The sequence below is a fragment of the Myxococcus sp. CA051A genome (assembly GCF_013336705.1).
Taxonomy (GTDB): Bacteria; Myxococcota; Myxococcia; order Myxococcales; family Myxococcaceae; genus Myxococcus; species Myxococcus llanfairpwllgwyngyllgogerychwyrndrobwllllantysiliogogogochensis.
On sequence record NZ_JABUMS010000002.1, the window covers coordinates 826213 to 841586 of the forward strand.

The window sequence follows — 15374 nt, forward strand, 5'->3', positions numbered from 1 at the left end:
AGGTGAATCACCCCCTGTCCGTTTCGAGGTAGCGAGTCATGGATCCAGTCGAAGCCGTGGTGATTACGTCGGTGGTGGCGATGACGGTCGGCATCCCCTTTCTCGGGTTGACGCTGCGCTTCTCGCTCAAGCCGGTGATGGAGGCGTTCATCCGGCTGCGCGAGGCCCAGCTCGGCCAGCACCCGGACACGGCGATGCTGAAGGCGCGCGTGGCCCACCTGGAGCACATGCTGGAGATCCACGGCCTCATCGACGACCGTCGCGCCCTGCCGCTGCCCTCGGCCACCGCCGAGCGGGTGTCCGGTAGCGGGTCCTTGAAGGACCGCGAGCGCGTCTAGCGGCAACCCCAGACTTTCCGGGGAAGCTCGTGCGGGTGTGTAATGGGCCCGTGGAATTCCCTTCATTGGAGACAGAGGTCGCGTTCCTGCGCGGCCTGGTGGCGGTTCATCGGATGTCGGACGACATCCTCGAGGACTGCCTCCAGCGCGGCCTGACGCTGGACGCGGGGCTGGATGTCTTCCTCACCCAGTGCGCGCGCATGGTGCACGCGCCCGCGGGCTTCGTGTCCCTGCGGGGCACGCGCGGGCCGGTGCTGACGCGGGTGTTGGGCGAGCTGGGCGCGGACGTCTTCGAGGCCGCGAGCTGGCGGGGGCCCCACCGGCTGAAGAACGGGCGGATGTTGTTCTGCACCCGGCTGAAGCTGGGGAACCTGGAGCTGGGCGGCCTGGGGCTGGCGGTGGAGGGTGGCTTCGCGGACGGCGGCGGGCTGGTGATGAAGCTGGTGGAGGCCATCGGCGAGCAGCTGGACACGGCCGTGCTGGCCTTCCTGGCGCTGATGGACGGGCAGGGGCCCCTGGAGCGGCTGGACGAACTGGCGCTGGACGACACGCCGGTGCCGCGCGGGCGCATTGGCAAGTACGAGGTGCTGACGCCGCTGGGCACCGGGGGCATGGCCCAGGTGCTGGTGGCTCGGGCGCGAGGCCCGGAGGGGCTGGGGCGGCTGGTGGCCCTCAAGCGCATCCTCCCGCACCTGACGGCGGAACCGGCCATCGTCCAGCAGTTCCTGGACGAGGCGCGCATCGGCCTGCGGCTGTCGCACCCCAACCTCGTTCACGTCTATGACTTCGGCGAGGCCCAGGGGGCGTACTTCATCGCCATGGAGCTGGTGCGGGGCGTGGACCTGGACCGGCTGCTGCGCGCGCAGAAGGGGCCGCTGACGCCCGAGCAGACAGCCGCGATTGTCGTGCAGGCCCTGCACGGGTTGCACGCGGCGCACCTGCTCAAGGGCGAGGACGGCAAGCCGATGCACCTGGTGCACCGGGACTTGTCCCCGCACAACCTGATGGTGGGCTTCGACGGCCAGGTGAAGGTCCTGGACTTCGGCGTGGCGAAAGTCCGCGCGCAGCGGACGATGACGCTGCCGGGCATCGTGAAGGGCAAGCCGCTGTACATGTCGCCGGAGCAGGCCCGGGGGCAGCGGCTGGACGCCCGCAGCGACCTGTTCGCCATGGGCCTCATCCTCTACGAGGCGCTCACCGGACGGCGCGCTTTTGACCGGGGGGACGAGCTGCGGTCCATGCAGGCCATCTGTGACGAGCGCCTGACGCGGCCGGACACCATCTCCCGCCCCTTGTGGGAGGTGCTCGAGGTGGCGCTGGCCAAGTCTCCGACGGCGCGTTTCGCGAGCGCGCAGGAGATGGCGGAGCGGCTGTTGGACATCGTCACGCCGGCGAAGGAAACGGAGCTGTCGCGGCTGATGGCCCGGCACTTTCCGGACCGGCTGCGAGAGCTGAACCGGCTGGACCGCACGGAGGCAGGAGGACAGCCTCCGGTGGCGTCCCGCGACGTGCGGGCTCCCCCAGAGGGGTGGCCTCCCCAGGAGGACATCGACACGGAGCCTCGCCCCGTGCCCCAGAAGAAGGCCGCGCCCTGACTCGGGCGGGCACCGGTCTCACTCCAGATGGAGCAAGGCTTGTGGCCCCACCTGGGTCGAAGCAGAGGGGGGCCGGCCCCACTCCAGGCGGAGTGGGGCTCCCGCCCCATTCCAGGCCGAACGAGCGCCCAGGCGGAAGGTGCCCGGGCGTCACTTCAGGAGCGGCGCAGCGACGGGTCGTCGGGCGTGGCGTTGAGCGTGCGCGGGGCGTCGACCTCGCCCTCGGTGCGGATGTCCACGTTCTCGTGGCGCACCCTCTCGGTGATGCGGCGCTCCTCCTCGACGACGTCCTTGTGGATGACGACCTCCTCGTCCAGGACCGAGCGCTTGGTGATGTCCACCTCTTCGGCGTGCAGCGGGACGACGATGGTCTCCTCCTTGAACGTCGCGCCCACCACGGGCTTGTCCGACGTCGCTGCCCGGCGCTCCACGCGGACCCGCTCGTGGCGCAGGGGGACCTTCACCACTTCCTCCTCCTCCACCACGTCCTTGTGCACGCGCAGCTCGCCCGCCTGCGTGTCGCGCTTCTCCACGGTCAGCTTCTCCCGGTGGACGGGGATGGAGATGTCGTCGGTGTCACGCCTCTCGGAGCCCAGGCGCTTGTCGGTCTCCAGGCGCCTGTCGGTCTCCAGGCGGGTGTCGCCCCTGCGGAGGTCGGTGTCCGCCCGCATGTTGGCCGCGTAGTTGGCGTCCGTGCCCAGGTTCGCGCCAGGCAGCGACGTGACGGAGCCCCGGGATGCGCCCAGGTCCGTGTCGCGTACCCGCGTCTCCGTCGTGGTCGTCGTGCGCTCGGAGGCCAGGCCCACGGCTCCGGCCGCTACGCCCGTGCCCGCGGTGGCCTTGGCGCGCTCGGCGTCGGAGACCTGTTGGAGCGCTTCCTTGCCCCGGTTGAGAATCACCTCTCCGTCGCGAATCTCGCTGACCTCCGTGAAGGCGACCCGGTAGTCCTTCGGGAAGAACAGGCCCCTTTCGATGTGGAATGCGTCGTCGCCGATGGCGAAGACCTTGCCGAGCTTCTCGCCGTCGATGCTGCGGACGGCCATTCCTTCCCTGACGTCTTTGCGCTGGAACATGGCTGGCTCCTCCTGCTGGCTGGCTGGATGGAGGGCGCGGTCCACCACTCCATCAACCGGAAGGTGGGAACAGGTCCGGGGATGAACAGTGCCGTGGCAACACGAGCGCGAGGGGCTCGGTCCCGTGGTTGCCCCCGACGGGGGTTGCCTGCCCTCTCCCGGCGTGCATCGCTTCTTCCTCCAGGGGCGTCGTCCTCCAGGTTCACGGGCCCTTTCCCCCCGAGGACCGCGGCATTTGGGGGTGGGATGGGCGCGCGAAACGCCTCGGTCCCCTCCGGCGCCCGGGCCCGGAACCCCACGTGACGCGCCGCACGGAGGGTACGTGGGGGGAGGGCCTGTCTGGCAGCGCGCTTGACCCATGGAGAGGGCTCCCCTAGAAAACCGGGGCTTTGAATCGCAGCACCCCCTGTTGAGGAGGATTGCTCCGCATGCGACGCCTTGCCCCGATGCTGCTCGCCGCGCTCGCCGTCATGGCGGGCGCTTGTGAGAAGAAGACGCAGCCCACTCCCTCCGGTGAGGCTGGCACGCAGGCCGCGCAGGGTCAGTCCGGGAGCACGGTGAGCGGCACACCCGCCGCTGGCTCCGACACCATCCTGCTGGGCCAGGTGGGCGCGCTCACCGGCGGTCAGGCGACCTTCGGTATCTCCACGCGCAACGGCATCGAGCTGGCGCTCAAGGAGGCCAACGCCGCGGGCGGCGTGAATGGCAAGAAGCTGGCGATTCGCGTCTACGACAATCAGAGCAAGCCGGAGGAGGCCGCGCAGGCCGCCACCCGCCTGATTACGCAGGACAAGGTGGTGCTCATCCTTGGCGACGTGGCCTCGTCCAACTCGCTGGCCATGGCGGAGAAGGCGCAGGCGGCGGGCGTGCCCATGATTACGCCCTCGTCCACCAACACCACCGTGACGCAGAAGGGCGACTTCATCTTCCGCGTGTGCTTCATCGACCCGTTCCAGGGCTTCGTCATGGCGAAGTTCGCCCGCGAGGACCTGAAGCTGGGCAAGGTGGCGGTGCTCCAGGACAACAAGAGCGCCTACTCCATCGACCTGTCGGACGTCTTCACGCGCAAGTTCACGGAGATGGGCGGCAAGGTCGCGACGACGGAGAGCTACAGCCAGGGCGACACCGACTACCGCGCGCAGCTGACCGCCATCAAGAAGACGCAGCCGGACGGCATCTACGTCCCGGGCTACTACAGCGAGGTCGGTGTCATCGCGCGCCAGGCCCGCGAGGTGGGCCTCAAGGTCCCCCTGATGGGCGGCGACGGATGGGATTCCGAGAAGCTCTTCGAGCTGGGCGGCAGCGCCATCTCTGGCAGCTACTTCTCCAACCACTACTCGCCGGACAACCCGGACCCCCGCGTGCAGAAGTTCATCGCCGACTACAAGGCCGCGTACGGCGGTGTGCCGGACGCGCTGGCGGCGCTGGGATACGACGCGGCCCGCGTGGCGGTGGAGGCCCTCAAGCGCGCCAAGGACCTGAGCGGTCCGGCGGTGCGGGATGCCATCGCGCAGACCAAGGACTTCCCGGGCGTGGCGGGCACCGTCACCCTGGATGACAAGCGCAATGCCGTGAAGTCCGCCGTCGTCCTCAAGGTCGGGGACGGCAAGACGCAGTATGTGACGACCATCTCTCCCTAAATGGCGCAGCTCCTCCAGCACCTCATCAACGGTCTGGCCGCCGGAACCATCTACGCGCTCGTCGCGCTCGGCTACACGATGGTCTACGGCGTCCTCAAGCTCATCAATTTCGCCCACGGCGACGTCATGATGGTCGGCGTCTACATGGGCTACGCCACCGCCTTCGCGATTGGACGCGAGGCGCGCGGCTCGTTCCTCGGCATCGCCGCCGTGTTCGCGGTGGCCATGCTCGGGTGCGCGCTGTTCGGCTTCCTCATTGAACGCTTCGCCTACCGGCCCCTGCGCGAGAAGCCCCGGCTGACGGCGCTCATCACCGCCATCGGCATCTCCTTCGCGCTCTCCTACGGCTTCCAACTGGACATCGGCTTCCTGCCGGGCGCCAGCCCCCGCGCGTTCCCCGAAATCATCGAGCCCAAGGAGTGGCTCATCATCGGGGACCGGGACGTCGTCGTCTGGAACTGGCAGGTCATCAGCTTCCTCATCGCGGTGGGGTTGATGGTGGCCCTGCAGTACCTCGTCTTCGGCACGCGCTTCGGCCGGGCGATGCGCGCGGTCTCCTGGGACCACCGGGTGGCGGCGCTGATGGGCATCCCCACCGACCGCGTGATTGCCCTGACGTTCATGCTCAGCAGCGGCCTGGCCGCGGGCGCGGGGCTGCTCTACGCCATCAAGGACACGTCGGTGAGCCCGCTCATGGGCCTGTACGTGGGCCTCAAGGCCTTCGTCGCCGCGGTGATTGGCGGCATCGGCCATGTGCCGGGCGCGGTGGTGGGCGCGCTGGTGCTCGGACTGGTGGAGGAGTTCGTGGTGGGCTACGCGGCCAGCACCTGGCGGGACGCGGTGGCCTTCGGCTTCCTCATCCTGGTGCTGCTGGTGAAGCCGGGTGGCCTGTTCGGCCGGGTCGCCGCGGAGAAGGTGTGACGATGGAGACCCCCGCGCTTTCCATCCCCGAGGCACCGTCGCTCGTCCCCCCCGCGCTGCGCGGCATCCTTCCGCTGGTCATCGCGATTCCCACGCTCGCGCTGTTCCACTGGTCGCTGACCGGCTCCGACTTCGCGACGTATCTGCTGTCCGTCGTCGGGGTGAACATCATCCTCGCGGTGAGCCTCAACATCGTGAACGGGATGACGGGCCAGTTCTCCATCGGCCACGCGGGCTTCATGGCCGTGGGCGCGTACATCGCGGGCTACACCTCCCTGCAGCTCAAGGAGGTGGCGCTGTCCTTCCTCCCCGTGGCCGCCAGCGACCAGGTGCTCTTCATGCTGGCGCTGCTCGCGGGGGGCGCCGCCGCCGCGGCGTGCGGCTTCCTGGTGGGGCTGCCCTCGCTGCGCCTGAGGGGCGACTACCTGGCCATCGTCACGCTGGGCTTCGGCGAAATCATCCGCGTCTTCGTCCAGAACACGGACGCGTTCGGCCGCGCGCTGGGCCTGTCGGGCATCCCCCAGTACTCCAGCCCGGGCATGGTGTTCTTCTGGGTGTTCCTCGTGGTGCTGGCCGCGCGCCGGCTCGCCGGCTCCAGCCATGGCCGCAGCCTGTGGGCCATCCGCGAGGACGAGGTGGCCGCCGAGGCCATGGGCGTGGACACCACCGGCTACAAGGTCCGCGCCTTCGTCTTCTCGTCGTTCTTCGCGGGCATCGCCGGCGGGCTGTTCGCCCACTTCGTGCCCATCATCAACCCCGGCTCCTTCACCTTCGTGCGCTCGATGGAAATCGTCGTCATGGTGGTGCTGGGCGGCCTGGGCTCCACCACCGGCGCGTTCGTCGCGGCCATCTTCCTCACGCTGCTACCCGAAGGCATGCGCTCGCTGTTCGGCGCGCTGGGCACCGAGGGCAGCCTGGCGCAGCGGGTGGACCAGATTCGCATGCCCATCTACGGCCTGCTGCTCGTCGTGTTGATGCTGTCGCGTCCCCAGGGCCTGTTCGGTACGAAGGAAATCTGGGACGTGCTGCCCCGGTGGCTGCCTCGCAAGCGCAGGGGGCTGGCATGAGCGCGAACGCGCAGCCGGTGGCCCCTGTCGCTCCGGCCACGAAGTCCGCCGCGCTCCTGCGCACGGACGGGGTGAGCATCCAGTTCGGTGGCCTCAAGGCGCTGACGGACTTCCGCCTCTCCATCCAGCAGGGCGACCTGCAGGGCCTCATCGGCCCCAACGGCGCGGGCAAGTCCACCGCGTTCAACGTGCTGACCGGCGTGTACCAGCCCTCCCAGGGCGAGGTGTTCGTCAGCGGCACGAAGGTGAACGGGCGCAAGCCGCATCAAATCAACCTGCTGGGCGTGGCGCGCACCTTCCAGAACATCCGTCTGTTCCGCGCGCTCACCGCGCTGGACAACGTGAAGGTGGCCTGCCGCGCGCAGACGGCGCTGCACCAGTCCCGGATGGGCGTGGGCGCGAAGCTGGCGAACGCGGCCCACAACTACGCGGACTGGTGGAAGGCGCTCCTGCTCACCCCGTCCTTCCAGCGCGAGGAGCGCCGGCTGACGGCGCAGGCCGAGCACCTCCTGGAGGTCATGGGCCTGTCGCACCGCCGCGACGAGGAGGCGCGCAACCTTCCCTACGGCGAGCAGCGCCGGCTGGAAATCGCGCGCGCGCTGGGCAGCCAGCCCCGCGTGCTGCTCCTGGACGAGCCCGCCGCGGGCATGAACACGCGCGAGAAGGCGGACCTGATGGTCCTCATCCGCAAGCTGCGCGACGACTTCAAGCTGGGCGTGCTGGTGATTGAGCACGACATGAAGCTGGTGATGGGCATCTGCGAGCAGATCACCGTGCTGGACCACGGCGAGACGATTGCGCGCGGCGCTCCGGCCGAGGTGCGAAGCGACCGGAAGGTCATCGAGGCGTATCTGGGTGACAGCTACCTGGAGAGCCACGGAGGAGCGGCGTGAGCGAGGCGCAGGTGAAGACGCTGGGTGAGCGCCAGGCATTCCCCCCGCTGCTGGCGGTGGAGGGCATCAAGGTCCACTACGGCGCCATCCAGGCCCTCAGGGGCGTGTCGCTGACGGTGGGCAAGGGTGAAGTCGTCGCCCTCATCGGCGCCAACGGCGCGGGCAAGACGAGCACCCTTCGCGCGGTGAGCGGCATGCTCAAGGCGAGCGCGGGGAGCATCCGCTTCAGCGGGCAGGACACCACGTCCCTCAAGGCGCACCAGCTGGTGCCCCGGGGCATGGCCCACGCACCGGAAGGGCGCGGCATCTTCCCCAACCTCACCGTGCTGGAGAACCTGGAGTTGGGGGCCTACCTGCGCCGGGACACCGCGGACATCCGCGCGGACATGGAGAAGAACTTCACGCTCTTCCCCGTGCTCAAGGAGCGGCGCAACCAGATGGCCGGGACGCTGTCGGGCGGAGAGCAGCAGATGCTCGCCATCGCTCGCGCGCTGCTCAGCCGGCCCCAACTGCTGCTGCTCGACGAGCCCTCGCTGGGCCTTGCGCCGCAGGTGACGGAGACCATCTTCCGCACCCTGCGCGACGTGAACAAGGCGGGCGTCAGCGTGCTGCTCGTCGAGCAGAACGCGCACCTGGCCCTCAACTCCGCCCACTACGGCTACGTGCTGGAGACGGGTGAAGTGGTGATGGCCGGCCCCGGTAAAGCGCTGTTGGAGAGCCCGGAGGTGCGCCGCGCCTATCTGGGCGAGTAGGCTCTGGAAGGCCGAGTTTCCGCCTCCCGGCGCACCACGTTCGTCCTGCCGCCGACGCTTCTGGGGTCCTCGTGACACCTGGAAACTGGCGGGTCTCCGAATCTCGGGTAGTCAGAAGTCGAGCAGTTCGTCTAGCGTCGTCCGACGCACCGCGTTCAACTCTCCCAAACTCATTTCAGGAAGCGCGCCCATGCCTTCGTTGTCCCGCCTCCTTGCCTCGATTGCCACCCTTGCGCTGATGGCCCTCGCGTGCGTCGGTCCGCAGAAGACCGACAGCAGCTCCAACAACTCTGGTGAAGCGACCTCCACGGTGGAGGAGCTGCCCAACGAGGGTGGAGAGACGGGCGGCGCGCAGCCGGCCGCCGCGGGCCCGCAGCTCAACCCCGTGAGCGCCGAGGAGGGCTTCAACGTCAAGATGCCGGGCCAGCCTCAGGTCCAGCGCCAGAAGGTGAACATCCCCGCGGGCGAGGTGTCCACGGCGGCCTACTCGCTGCAGACCCCCGAGGGCGTCATCTACTCGGTCAGCATCGCCGACTACCCGGAGAAGGTCGTCGCCAGCCGGCCGCCCGAGGCGTTCCTGAACGAGGGCCGCGACGGCCTCACCAACCAGCTCAAGGGCACCGTCAGCAACGAGCAGGAGCTGACGCTCGATGGCTACCCCGGTAAGTCCTACACGGTGTCCTCGCCCAACGGCGAGGTGCGCGCGCGCAACTACCTGGTGGGCCCGCGCCTCTACACCATGCTCGTTCTCTACAACCCGAGCATCGGCGCTCCGGCGGCGGATGACTTCCTGGGCTCGCTCCAGCTCGTCAACCCGCCTCCGGCCATTCCGCGCGCGGGCGCGGCGGGCGCGGCGGATGCCGGCTCGGGTGACGCGGGTGTCGCCGCGGAGGGTGCCGCGGTCGAGGCGACTGCTCCCGACGCGGGTCCGCAGGACGCGGGCACGGCCGCTCCGGCCAAGCGCCGTCGCACGAAGTAGTTCGTCGTTGGTGCACGCCCGCGCTCGCGGGAGCGTGTGCTTGATGACAGGCGCCCCGTTCACTTGAAAAGGAATGGGGCGCCCTGGTGGTGCGGGGCGGCTTCCTTCTCCCCCTGACCGCCCACAGTCTTCCTCCTCGGTGTTCGGGGGAGGGGATTCATGACAGGGCTGACTGGGGCCTTGCTCGCCGTGGTGCTCGCGGCGGGCGGCTCGGCGTTGGTTCCGGTGAGTGGGGGCAATGCCCTGACGCTCCCGGCTCAGCGCCACATCGTTCGCATCGACAGAGGTGGAAGTCGTTCCCCCAGCTTCCTGGTGGCCATCCAGCACGGTGGCACCGAGGGCAAGGGGCTGGTCCTGTACCGCTCCGAGGACGCGCTGCGCACCGTGCGGCGCGTGGGGGACATCCAGTCGGACTTCACGCACACGGACCGGGCGGAGCTCCTGGCGGTGGGCCGGGATGTGGCGCTCGTCTACTCGTACGAGGGTCCGCAGCTGGCGCCCTCCCGACGCCATGACGTCTGGTTCCAGTGGTGGCGCTACCAGTCCTCGGAGGACACCTGGACACCGGAGCCCGCGGTGCGCGTGCTGGACTCGGCGGATGACCGCACGGGCTACTCGCGGGCGCTCCTGACGCGCGACTCACGGGGGCGTCTCTGGGTGCAGGCCTTCCGGGTGGAGTCGGATGGCGGCTCCACCGCGGTGGTGGCGGTGTCCACCGATGGCGGGCAGGACTTTGGCGCGCCCCAGGTGCTGGACAAGGTTCGCCGCCGAGGCGGCGGGCGCCTGTTGAGCGTGGGGACGAAGCTCGTCTTCGTCTACGCCATGCATGATGGCTTCGTGCCCACGCGGATGCGGGTGCGCAACGACGCGGACCCCGTGGAGGCCTGGGGGCCGGTGCGCGAGGCCTTCTCCGACGGCATCTACCACGGCGCGGCGCTGAGCGCGGTGGCGGACGGCCGGGGCGGCATGCACCTGGTCTACAAGGACGAGCAGGAGCGGCTGTACCACCGGCGCTTCGACGGGACGTCCTTCGGGCCGCGCAAGCTGGTGGAGGGCACATCCGACTGGGCGCTCCAGGCCGCCACCACCCGCATCGGCGACACCCTGTACATCTTCTACAACCGCATGCGCGTGCTCAATCAACACAGCGAGCTGCGTGTGCGCGCCCTCCTCGAGGACGGCAGCCTGAGCGCCGCGGTGACGCTCGACGGGGACTCGACGTTCAAGGGGTATCCCAACGCGGTGGACGTGCTGCCGGAGGGCAGCAGCGAGGTGCCGTGTCTGTACGGCGAGGCCGTGGACGCGAGCTCGCGAGGCACCGTGTCGCGCGTGGCGATGGTGCTGGATGAGGAGCCGCCGGAGGAGCCCTCCGAGGAGCCCTTCACGTTGGAGCTGGTGCGCTCCAGTGCGAGTCATGAACTGCTCGCGGTGGATGGCGCGGGCACGCTCTACGGACTCGCGGCGGGAGGCGAGCGCTCGCGGTTGATGGCGAGCACGGATGGCGGACGCACCTTCTCCGCGCGCGGGCAGGACGGGGGAAATTTGTGGACGCTGGCGGCGATGACGAACGGGACGCTGGTGGCGGTGGCCAGCCACAGCGGTGTGTACAACCTGCAGCGCTCCACGGATGGCGGGCGGACGTGGACGGGCGAGGTGAGCCTGGGGAACTACCGGGCGATGGGGCCTCGCAGCTTCGCGGAGCTGGGCGGCACGTGGTTCTTCCTCGAGTACCAGAGCTTCACCTCGTCGTCCGCGCCGGTGCGGGTGTGGGCGAGCACGAATGGCGGGGCCAGCTGGTCCGTGCGCTCCACGCTCACCGCGCACCGGCATGGCTATGCGCTGGTCGCGGACCCGGTGACGGGGGCGCTGTGGGCGCTGATGGGCAGCAACAAGACGCAGGCGGCGGTGCTGCGCTCCACGGACGGCGGGCGGACGTGGAAGTCCCTGCTCCAGGGCTACGGAGCGAACGCGGTGGCGGGCGTGGTGATGGCGGATGGCTCGCTGCTGCTCGGGCAGTCCACGTTGTTCGAGCCCGAGCACCCGAAGCTGTTGCGGCTGTCCGTGGACGGCCGGGTGAGCACGGTGCGGGAGCTGCCAGGGCCCGCGTACTCGCTGGTCGCCGCGCCCGGAGGCGGCTGGGTGCTGGGGACGGCCTGGTCCAGCGCGGGGGACGTGCAGGTGCCGGGGGATGTCTCCGCGCGACTGTTCACCAGCGGGGATGGGCAGACGTGGATGGAGGCGCGGCGCCACGAGCGGGTGAGCGGGGCCGACCTGGCGCGCGCGGACGTGTGGGGTGTGCTGCCCTCCGGGGAGCTGGTGGTGCGGATGGAGAACGTGAGCGGCTTCGGAAGCGCGGGAAAGGGCTTTCAGGTGCTGCGCATCGAGCGCTGAGCGGGCGGGTGGATTAGACCTCCCGGTGCGCGGCGCGAGCACGCCGCCGGGAGGCTGGCATGTGGGACCCGTCGCAGTACACGCGCTTCCGCGATGAGCGGAAGCGGCCCTTCTTCGAGCTGCTGTCGCGGGTGGACGTGGCCGCCCCGACGCACGTCGCCGACCTGGGGTGCGGGACGGGGGATTTGACGCGCGTGCTGGCCGAGCGCTGGCCTGGCGCGACGGTGTACGGCGTGGACTCCTCGGTGGAGATGGTGGAGGAGGCGCGCCGCCGCCCCGCGCCGGGCTCCCTGCGCTTCGAGGTGGGGGAACTCGCGGGCTGGGCGCCTCCCGTGCCGCTGGACGTGCTGGTGTCGAACGCGGCGCTGCACTGGGTGCCGGACCATGCGGCGCTGATGGCGCGACTGGTGGCGAAGCTTTCGCCGAACGCCGTGCTGGCCTTCCAGGTGCCGGCCAACTTCGATGCGCCCTCGCACCGCCTCGTCGACGAGGTGAAGGCGCTGCCGCGCTTCGCCCGGGTGCTTGAGCCCGTGAGGCGACGGCCCGTGGAGACGCTGGAGACGTACGAGTCGCTGCTGGCGGGGCGGGGGATGACGGTGGACGCGTGGGAGACCACGTACCTGCACCTGCTGCCGGGCGAGGACGCGGTGTTGCAGTGGTTGTTGGGGACGACGCTGCGGCCGGTGCTGGCGGCGCTGGGTGAGGCGGAGCGACAGGCGTTCCTGGAGGAGCTGGGGCCGCGCCTGCGCGACGCGTACCCCGCTCACTCGCGGGGCACTCCGTTCCTGTTCACCCGCCGCTTCGTGGTGGCGCGGCGGGGGACTTGAGCGCTCGCGTCCTCAGGGCCAGGCGGGCCAGCGCAGGATTCGCCCGCCGATGCCCACCACCCAGAGGTCGTCGGGGCCCGTGCCGGTGATGTCGTTGAGGCGCCCTCCGGAGGCCGCGTGAATCTCCGTCCACGTCTGTCCGTTGTAGCGGTAGATGTGGCCGTTCGCGCACGTCGCATAGGCGGACCCCGCGCCGAAGGCGATGACCGAGGTCAGGTCATGGGCGTTGGGGAAGCCCTGTTTGACCCACTGCGTGCCGTTGACCTTGCGCAGGACGGTGCCTCCGTCGCCCACGGCGAAAGCGACCTGCTCGTTCACCACCCAGACGGCCCGCAGGGGGCGTGCACCGGAGGTGTTCTGCTCCGCGTTCTCCGTCTCCCAGCGGCTGTTGGCGGGGTTGAACCGGAAGACGCGAGGCGTGTTCGAGGCGCCACCCACCAACAGCAGGTGGCTCTGGGCGCTCCCGTGGATGTTGTAGACGCTGGGGAGCGCGTTGTTCGCGGCGTTGTAGCTCAGGGTTCCGCCGCCATCCCAGGTGAAGGACGTGCCCGTGGTCTCGTTGTCCTCGCCCGTGGGCGAGTTGGCACCGTAGAGCGTGAGGACGTTGTTGGTTCGCAGCCCGGTCATTCCAAAAATCCACCGGTTGTCGTCACTGATGTCGGAGCAGCCCGCGGCGGTGGTGTCCTGGTGGGCCTTCTTGCCGCCCTCGGAGCCGAGCCACGCGCGGCCCGTGGTGGGGTCCGCCCAGATGGCGCGCCATTGGGTGTCGTCGGCGCCGCAGCTGTCATCCGTGATGACCGTGAAGTTCGTGCCGGTGGGCAGCAGCCGCGCGCGACGGTTGTCATCACCCCCGACCCACACTCCGCCGCGAGTCCATGAAGAGGCCGCGTACCAGTCCTTCATCCCCCCCGAGCCCACGTTCCTGCTGGTCCATGCGGGAGCGTTTCCGCCCGGGCAGACGCTCTGGAGTTCCTTCTGGCCGTCGCAGTCGTTGTCCAGGTCATCACACAGCTCGGTGGCGCCGGGATGGGTCCGCGAGTCGCCGTCGTTGCAGTCCGAGCTGTTGGTGACATAGGCGCCCGCGGGCTTCACGCAGGACTGCACGATGCCGGTGTTGCCACCAAAGGTGTCGCCGTCCTCGTCCGGGTACCACAGGGTGGCCACCGAGGATGTCACACACTCCAGGGCCGTCTGGACGCTGTTGCACTGATTCGTTCCCTGGCACTGGAACGAATCCGTGCACTGCTGCGTGAGCGTGGGGAAGCCCTCGTCCTTCACTCCGTCGCAGTTGGTGTCCACGTCATCGCAGAGGTCGGTGAGCCCTGGGCGGATGTCGCGGTTCGTGTCGTCGCAATCGTCCGGAGCGCCGGTGGTGTAGCCGTCGGGCGTGGCGCCGCAGACGATGAGGGGCGTCGAGTCCTTCTTGCCGTGGCCGTCCTGGTCCCCGTCCAGATACACATTCCTGCTGGGCGGGGTGTCGCAGAACCGGGCGCGGTCCGTCGTGCCGCAGCGGAAGACACCGGAGCAGTCCGCCGACGTCGAGCAGGCCTCTCCCAGCTGGAAGTGGACCGTGTCGCCGACGCCGTCACAGTTGTCGTCCACGTCGTCGCAGAGCTCCTCGGCGCCTGGATTGATGGCGAGCACGTCGTCCCGACAGTCGGTGCCGTTGCTGCTCTCTCCGACGTAGCCATCCTGGTCCGCGTCCGTGGCCTGCAGGGACAGCGTGACGGCATGCACGGTGTCGAGCTCCACCGTCACGCGCTGCGAGTCGGAGACCACGGCCTTGCCTTCGCAGGATTGCTCGAAGGCCGTGGCGCGCACTCCCACGGACGCTCCCCAGTCGAGAGGAGGTATCAGCGCCACCATCATGCTGCCGCCGTCGGCGCGAGTTCCCTTCACGTCCGTGCCCACGATGTCCTTGCCGCGTGTCTGCCCGCTGGCCACGTCGAACGCCTCCACCCGGAGGCATCCCGGGAGGAAGGGGCCGTACTTCACCGTGACCTTGACCGCGCCCTGGGTGACGTCCTTCTTGCAGCCAGCGAGGAGGAGGAGGGGGAGGACGAGCAGGAGGCGTCGCATGAAACGAAGTGTATCCGCGCTTCCCGGCTCGGCTCACCTTCTCCGAGTCAGGGTTGAATACACCCCTGGATATTCATGACCCGGGCTGGCGCTCACTCGGGAAATCCGAGTGAACCACCGACAACCGCGCATCACGAGCAAGGCTCGCGGGTGTTATCAGTTCCTGCTCCAGCGGAACCTGGGCGCCGTAGCGCTCGCGCATCTGCTGTTTCAGGCCGGCCACGTCGAGCGAGCCCAGGGCTTCCATTGCTCCGTATTCCACGCCCGCGCCCTGGGCGTAGGCCTTGCGTACCAGCTCCGAGCAATACATCGCCTCGTCGCCCCAGCCGAAGCGCCAGTCATAGGGCTTGCCCAGGTGGGACTTCGCCGCCGTCAGTGCGCGCTGCCGCTGCTCGGCGTCGAGTCCCTGGGGGCGCAGCACGAGGATGTGGCCCTTCACGCCGCGCGCCTTCCACTTCGAGAACGGGACGCGCTGCACCGGCTGCACCGCCTCCACCACGAACACGCCCTGTGCCGTCACCTCCACCAGCCCTACGTGGGACAGCGCGCTGTGCGTGGCCGCCCGGATGGCCTGGGACTGCCGCGAGCGCGAGGTGTGCAGCACGACGTCCCCGGTCTGGAGCTTCGCCGCCAGCTCCTCCCGAGGCGCCGCGACCGCGCTGAGTCCCCACAACCACACTCCCCACAACACGAGCCAACGCATGGACCCTGTCCTTTCCGGCGTTTGCCACGCCCGCTGTCTCACGATGCAGCCCCGATGCCAGGGCTCATTCCCACGCCCCCATCCGAGAGGCATGTGACGTCCCTGGCGCCGACGGT

The 15374-nt window shown here is 69.5% G+C and carries 13 protein-coding genes; 10 read left to right on the forward strand and 3 right to left on the reverse strand.

Annotated features, from left to right (window positions below; translation table 11 throughout):
- Window positions 1–38: 38 nt before the first annotated feature.
- Together HUA74_RS08795 and HUA74_RS08800 are read left to right on the forward strand one after the other, a co-directional pair.
- Window positions 39–338, forward strand: coding sequence for a hypothetical protein (locus HUA74_RS08795; protein WP_174454147.1), 300 nt, complete (start codon window positions 39–41; stop codon window positions 336–338).
- Window positions 339–451: 113 nt separating this feature from the next.
- Window positions 452–1933, forward strand: a complete 1482-nt coding sequence (locus HUA74_RS08800; protein ID WP_254614211.1) for a serine/threonine-protein kinase — start codon at window positions 452–454, stop codon at window positions 1931–1933.
- A gap of 155 nt (window positions 1934–2088) precedes the next feature.
- Here HUA74_RS08800 and HUA74_RS08805 read toward each other — a convergent pair whose 3' ends face one another.
- Complete coding sequence (locus tag HUA74_RS08805) at window positions 2089–3006, reverse strand: YsnF/AvaK domain-containing protein (RefSeq protein WP_174454149.1); 918 nt, start codon at window positions 3004–3006, stop codon at window positions 2089–2091.
- 428 nt (window positions 3007–3434) lie between these two features.
- Here HUA74_RS08805 and HUA74_RS08810 point away from each other — a divergent pair, with 428 nt between their 5' ends.
- From HUA74_RS08810 to HUA74_RS08845, 8 genes are all read left to right on the forward strand, one after another.
- Entirely contained in the window at window positions 3435–4646 is a 1212-nt protein-coding gene (locus HUA74_RS08810) for an ABC transporter substrate-binding protein (RefSeq protein WP_174454150.1), read from the forward strand.
- Window positions 4647–5567 (forward strand): branched-chain amino acid ABC transporter permease, encoded by a 921-nt coding sequence (locus HUA74_RS08815; protein WP_141642010.1) that lies wholly within the window; start codon window positions 4647–4649, stop codon window positions 5565–5567. It begins immediately after the preceding gene.
- A gap of 2 nt (window positions 5568–5569) precedes the next feature.
- A complete protein-coding gene (locus HUA74_RS08820) occupies window positions 5570–6634 on the forward strand; it encodes a branched-chain amino acid ABC transporter permease (protein ID WP_174454151.1) in 1065 nt (354 codons plus the stop codon).
- On the forward strand, window positions 6631–7527 hold the full coding sequence (locus HUA74_RS08825) for an ABC transporter ATP-binding protein (RefSeq protein WP_141642011.1): 897 nt from the start codon (window positions 6631–6633) through the stop codon (window positions 7525–7527). The genes HUA74_RS08820 and HUA74_RS08825 overlap by 4 nt, the downstream gene beginning before the upstream one ends.
- Window positions 7528–7574: 47 nt before the next feature.
- Entirely contained in the window at window positions 7575–8279 is a 705-nt protein-coding gene (locus HUA74_RS08830; RefSeq protein WP_368773767.1) for an ABC transporter ATP-binding protein, read from the forward strand.
- Window positions 8280–8469: 190 nt separating this feature from the next.
- On the forward strand, window positions 8470–9258 hold the full coding sequence (locus tag HUA74_RS08835; protein ID WP_174454152.1) for a hypothetical protein: 789 nt from the start codon (window positions 8470–8472) through the stop codon (window positions 9256–9258).
- A gap of 159 nt (window positions 9259–9417) precedes the next feature.
- Window positions 9418–11649, forward strand: coding sequence for a sialidase family protein (locus tag HUA74_RS08840; protein ID WP_174454153.1), 2232 nt, complete (start codon window positions 9418–9420; stop codon window positions 11647–11649).
- 59 nt (window positions 11650–11708) lie between these two features.
- Window positions 11709–12476, forward strand: coding sequence for a methyltransferase domain-containing protein (locus tag HUA74_RS08845; protein WP_174454154.1), 768 nt, complete (start codon window positions 11709–11711; stop codon window positions 12474–12476).
- Between the two features lie 12 nt (window positions 12477–12488).
- Here the strand turns inward: HUA74_RS08845 and HUA74_RS08850 are convergent, their stop codons facing one another.
- Together HUA74_RS08850 and HUA74_RS08855 are read right to left on the reverse strand one after the other, a co-directional pair.
- Window positions 12489–14555, reverse strand: coding sequence for a MopE-related protein (locus tag HUA74_RS08850; protein ID WP_174454155.1), 2067 nt, complete (start codon window positions 14553–14555; stop codon window positions 12489–12491).
- Between the two features lie 73 nt (window positions 14556–14628).
- The gene (locus tag HUA74_RS08855; RefSeq protein WP_174454156.1) at window positions 14629–15258 is read right to left on the reverse strand and encodes a YiiX family permuted papain-like enzyme; all 630 of its coding nucleotides are present in this window, start codon (window positions 15256–15258) and stop codon (window positions 14629–14631) included.
- Window positions 15259–15374: the final 116 nt, after the last annotated feature.

Excerpts from the sequence above, each read along its gene's own strand:
- HUA74_RS08840 (WP_174454153.1), top strand. The coding sequence starts at position 9,418 with ATGACAGGGCTGACTGGGGCCTTGCTCGCCGTGGTGCTCGCGGCGGGC.
- HUA74_RS08795 (WP_174454147.1), top strand. The coding sequence starts at position 39 with ATGGATCCAGTCGAAGCCGTGGTGATTACGTCGGTGGTGGCGATGACG.
- HUA74_RS08815 (WP_141642010.1), top strand. The coding sequence starts at position 4,647 with ATGGCGCAGCTCCTCCAGCACCTCATCAACGGTCTGGCCGCCGGAACC.
- HUA74_RS08835 (WP_174454152.1), top strand. The coding sequence starts at position 8,470 with ATGCCTTCGTTGTCCCGCCTCCTTGCCTCGATTGCCACCCTTGCGCTG.
- HUA74_RS08850 (WP_174454155.1), bottom strand. The coding sequence starts at position 14,555 with ATGCGACGCCTCCTGCTCGTCCTCCCCCTCCTCCTCCTCGCTGGCTGC.
- HUA74_RS08845 (WP_174454154.1), top strand. The coding sequence starts at position 11,709 with ATGTGGGACCCGTCGCAGTACACGCGCTTCCGCGATGAGCGGAAGCGG.
- HUA74_RS08800 (WP_254614211.1), top strand. The coding sequence starts at position 452 with ATGTCGGACGACATCCTCGAGGACTGCCTCCAGCGCGGCCTGACGCTG.
- HUA74_RS08855 (WP_174454156.1), bottom strand. The coding sequence starts at position 15,258 with ATGCGTTGGCTCGTGTTGTGGGGAGTGTGGTTGTGGGGACTCAGCGCG.
- HUA74_RS08805 (WP_174454149.1), bottom strand. The coding sequence starts at position 3,006 with ATGTTCCAGCGCAAAGACGTCAGGGAAGGAATGGCCGTCCGCAGCATC.
- HUA74_RS08810 (WP_174454150.1), top strand. The coding sequence starts at position 3,435 with ATGCGACGCCTTGCCCCGATGCTGCTCGCCGCGCTCGCCGTCATGGCG.
- HUA74_RS08820 (WP_174454151.1), top strand. The coding sequence starts at position 5,570 with ATGGAGACCCCCGCGCTTTCCATCCCCGAGGCACCGTCGCTCGTCCCC.
- HUA74_RS08825 (WP_141642011.1), top strand. The coding sequence starts at position 6,631 with ATGAGCGCGAACGCGCAGCCGGTGGCCCCTGTCGCTCCGGCCACGAAG.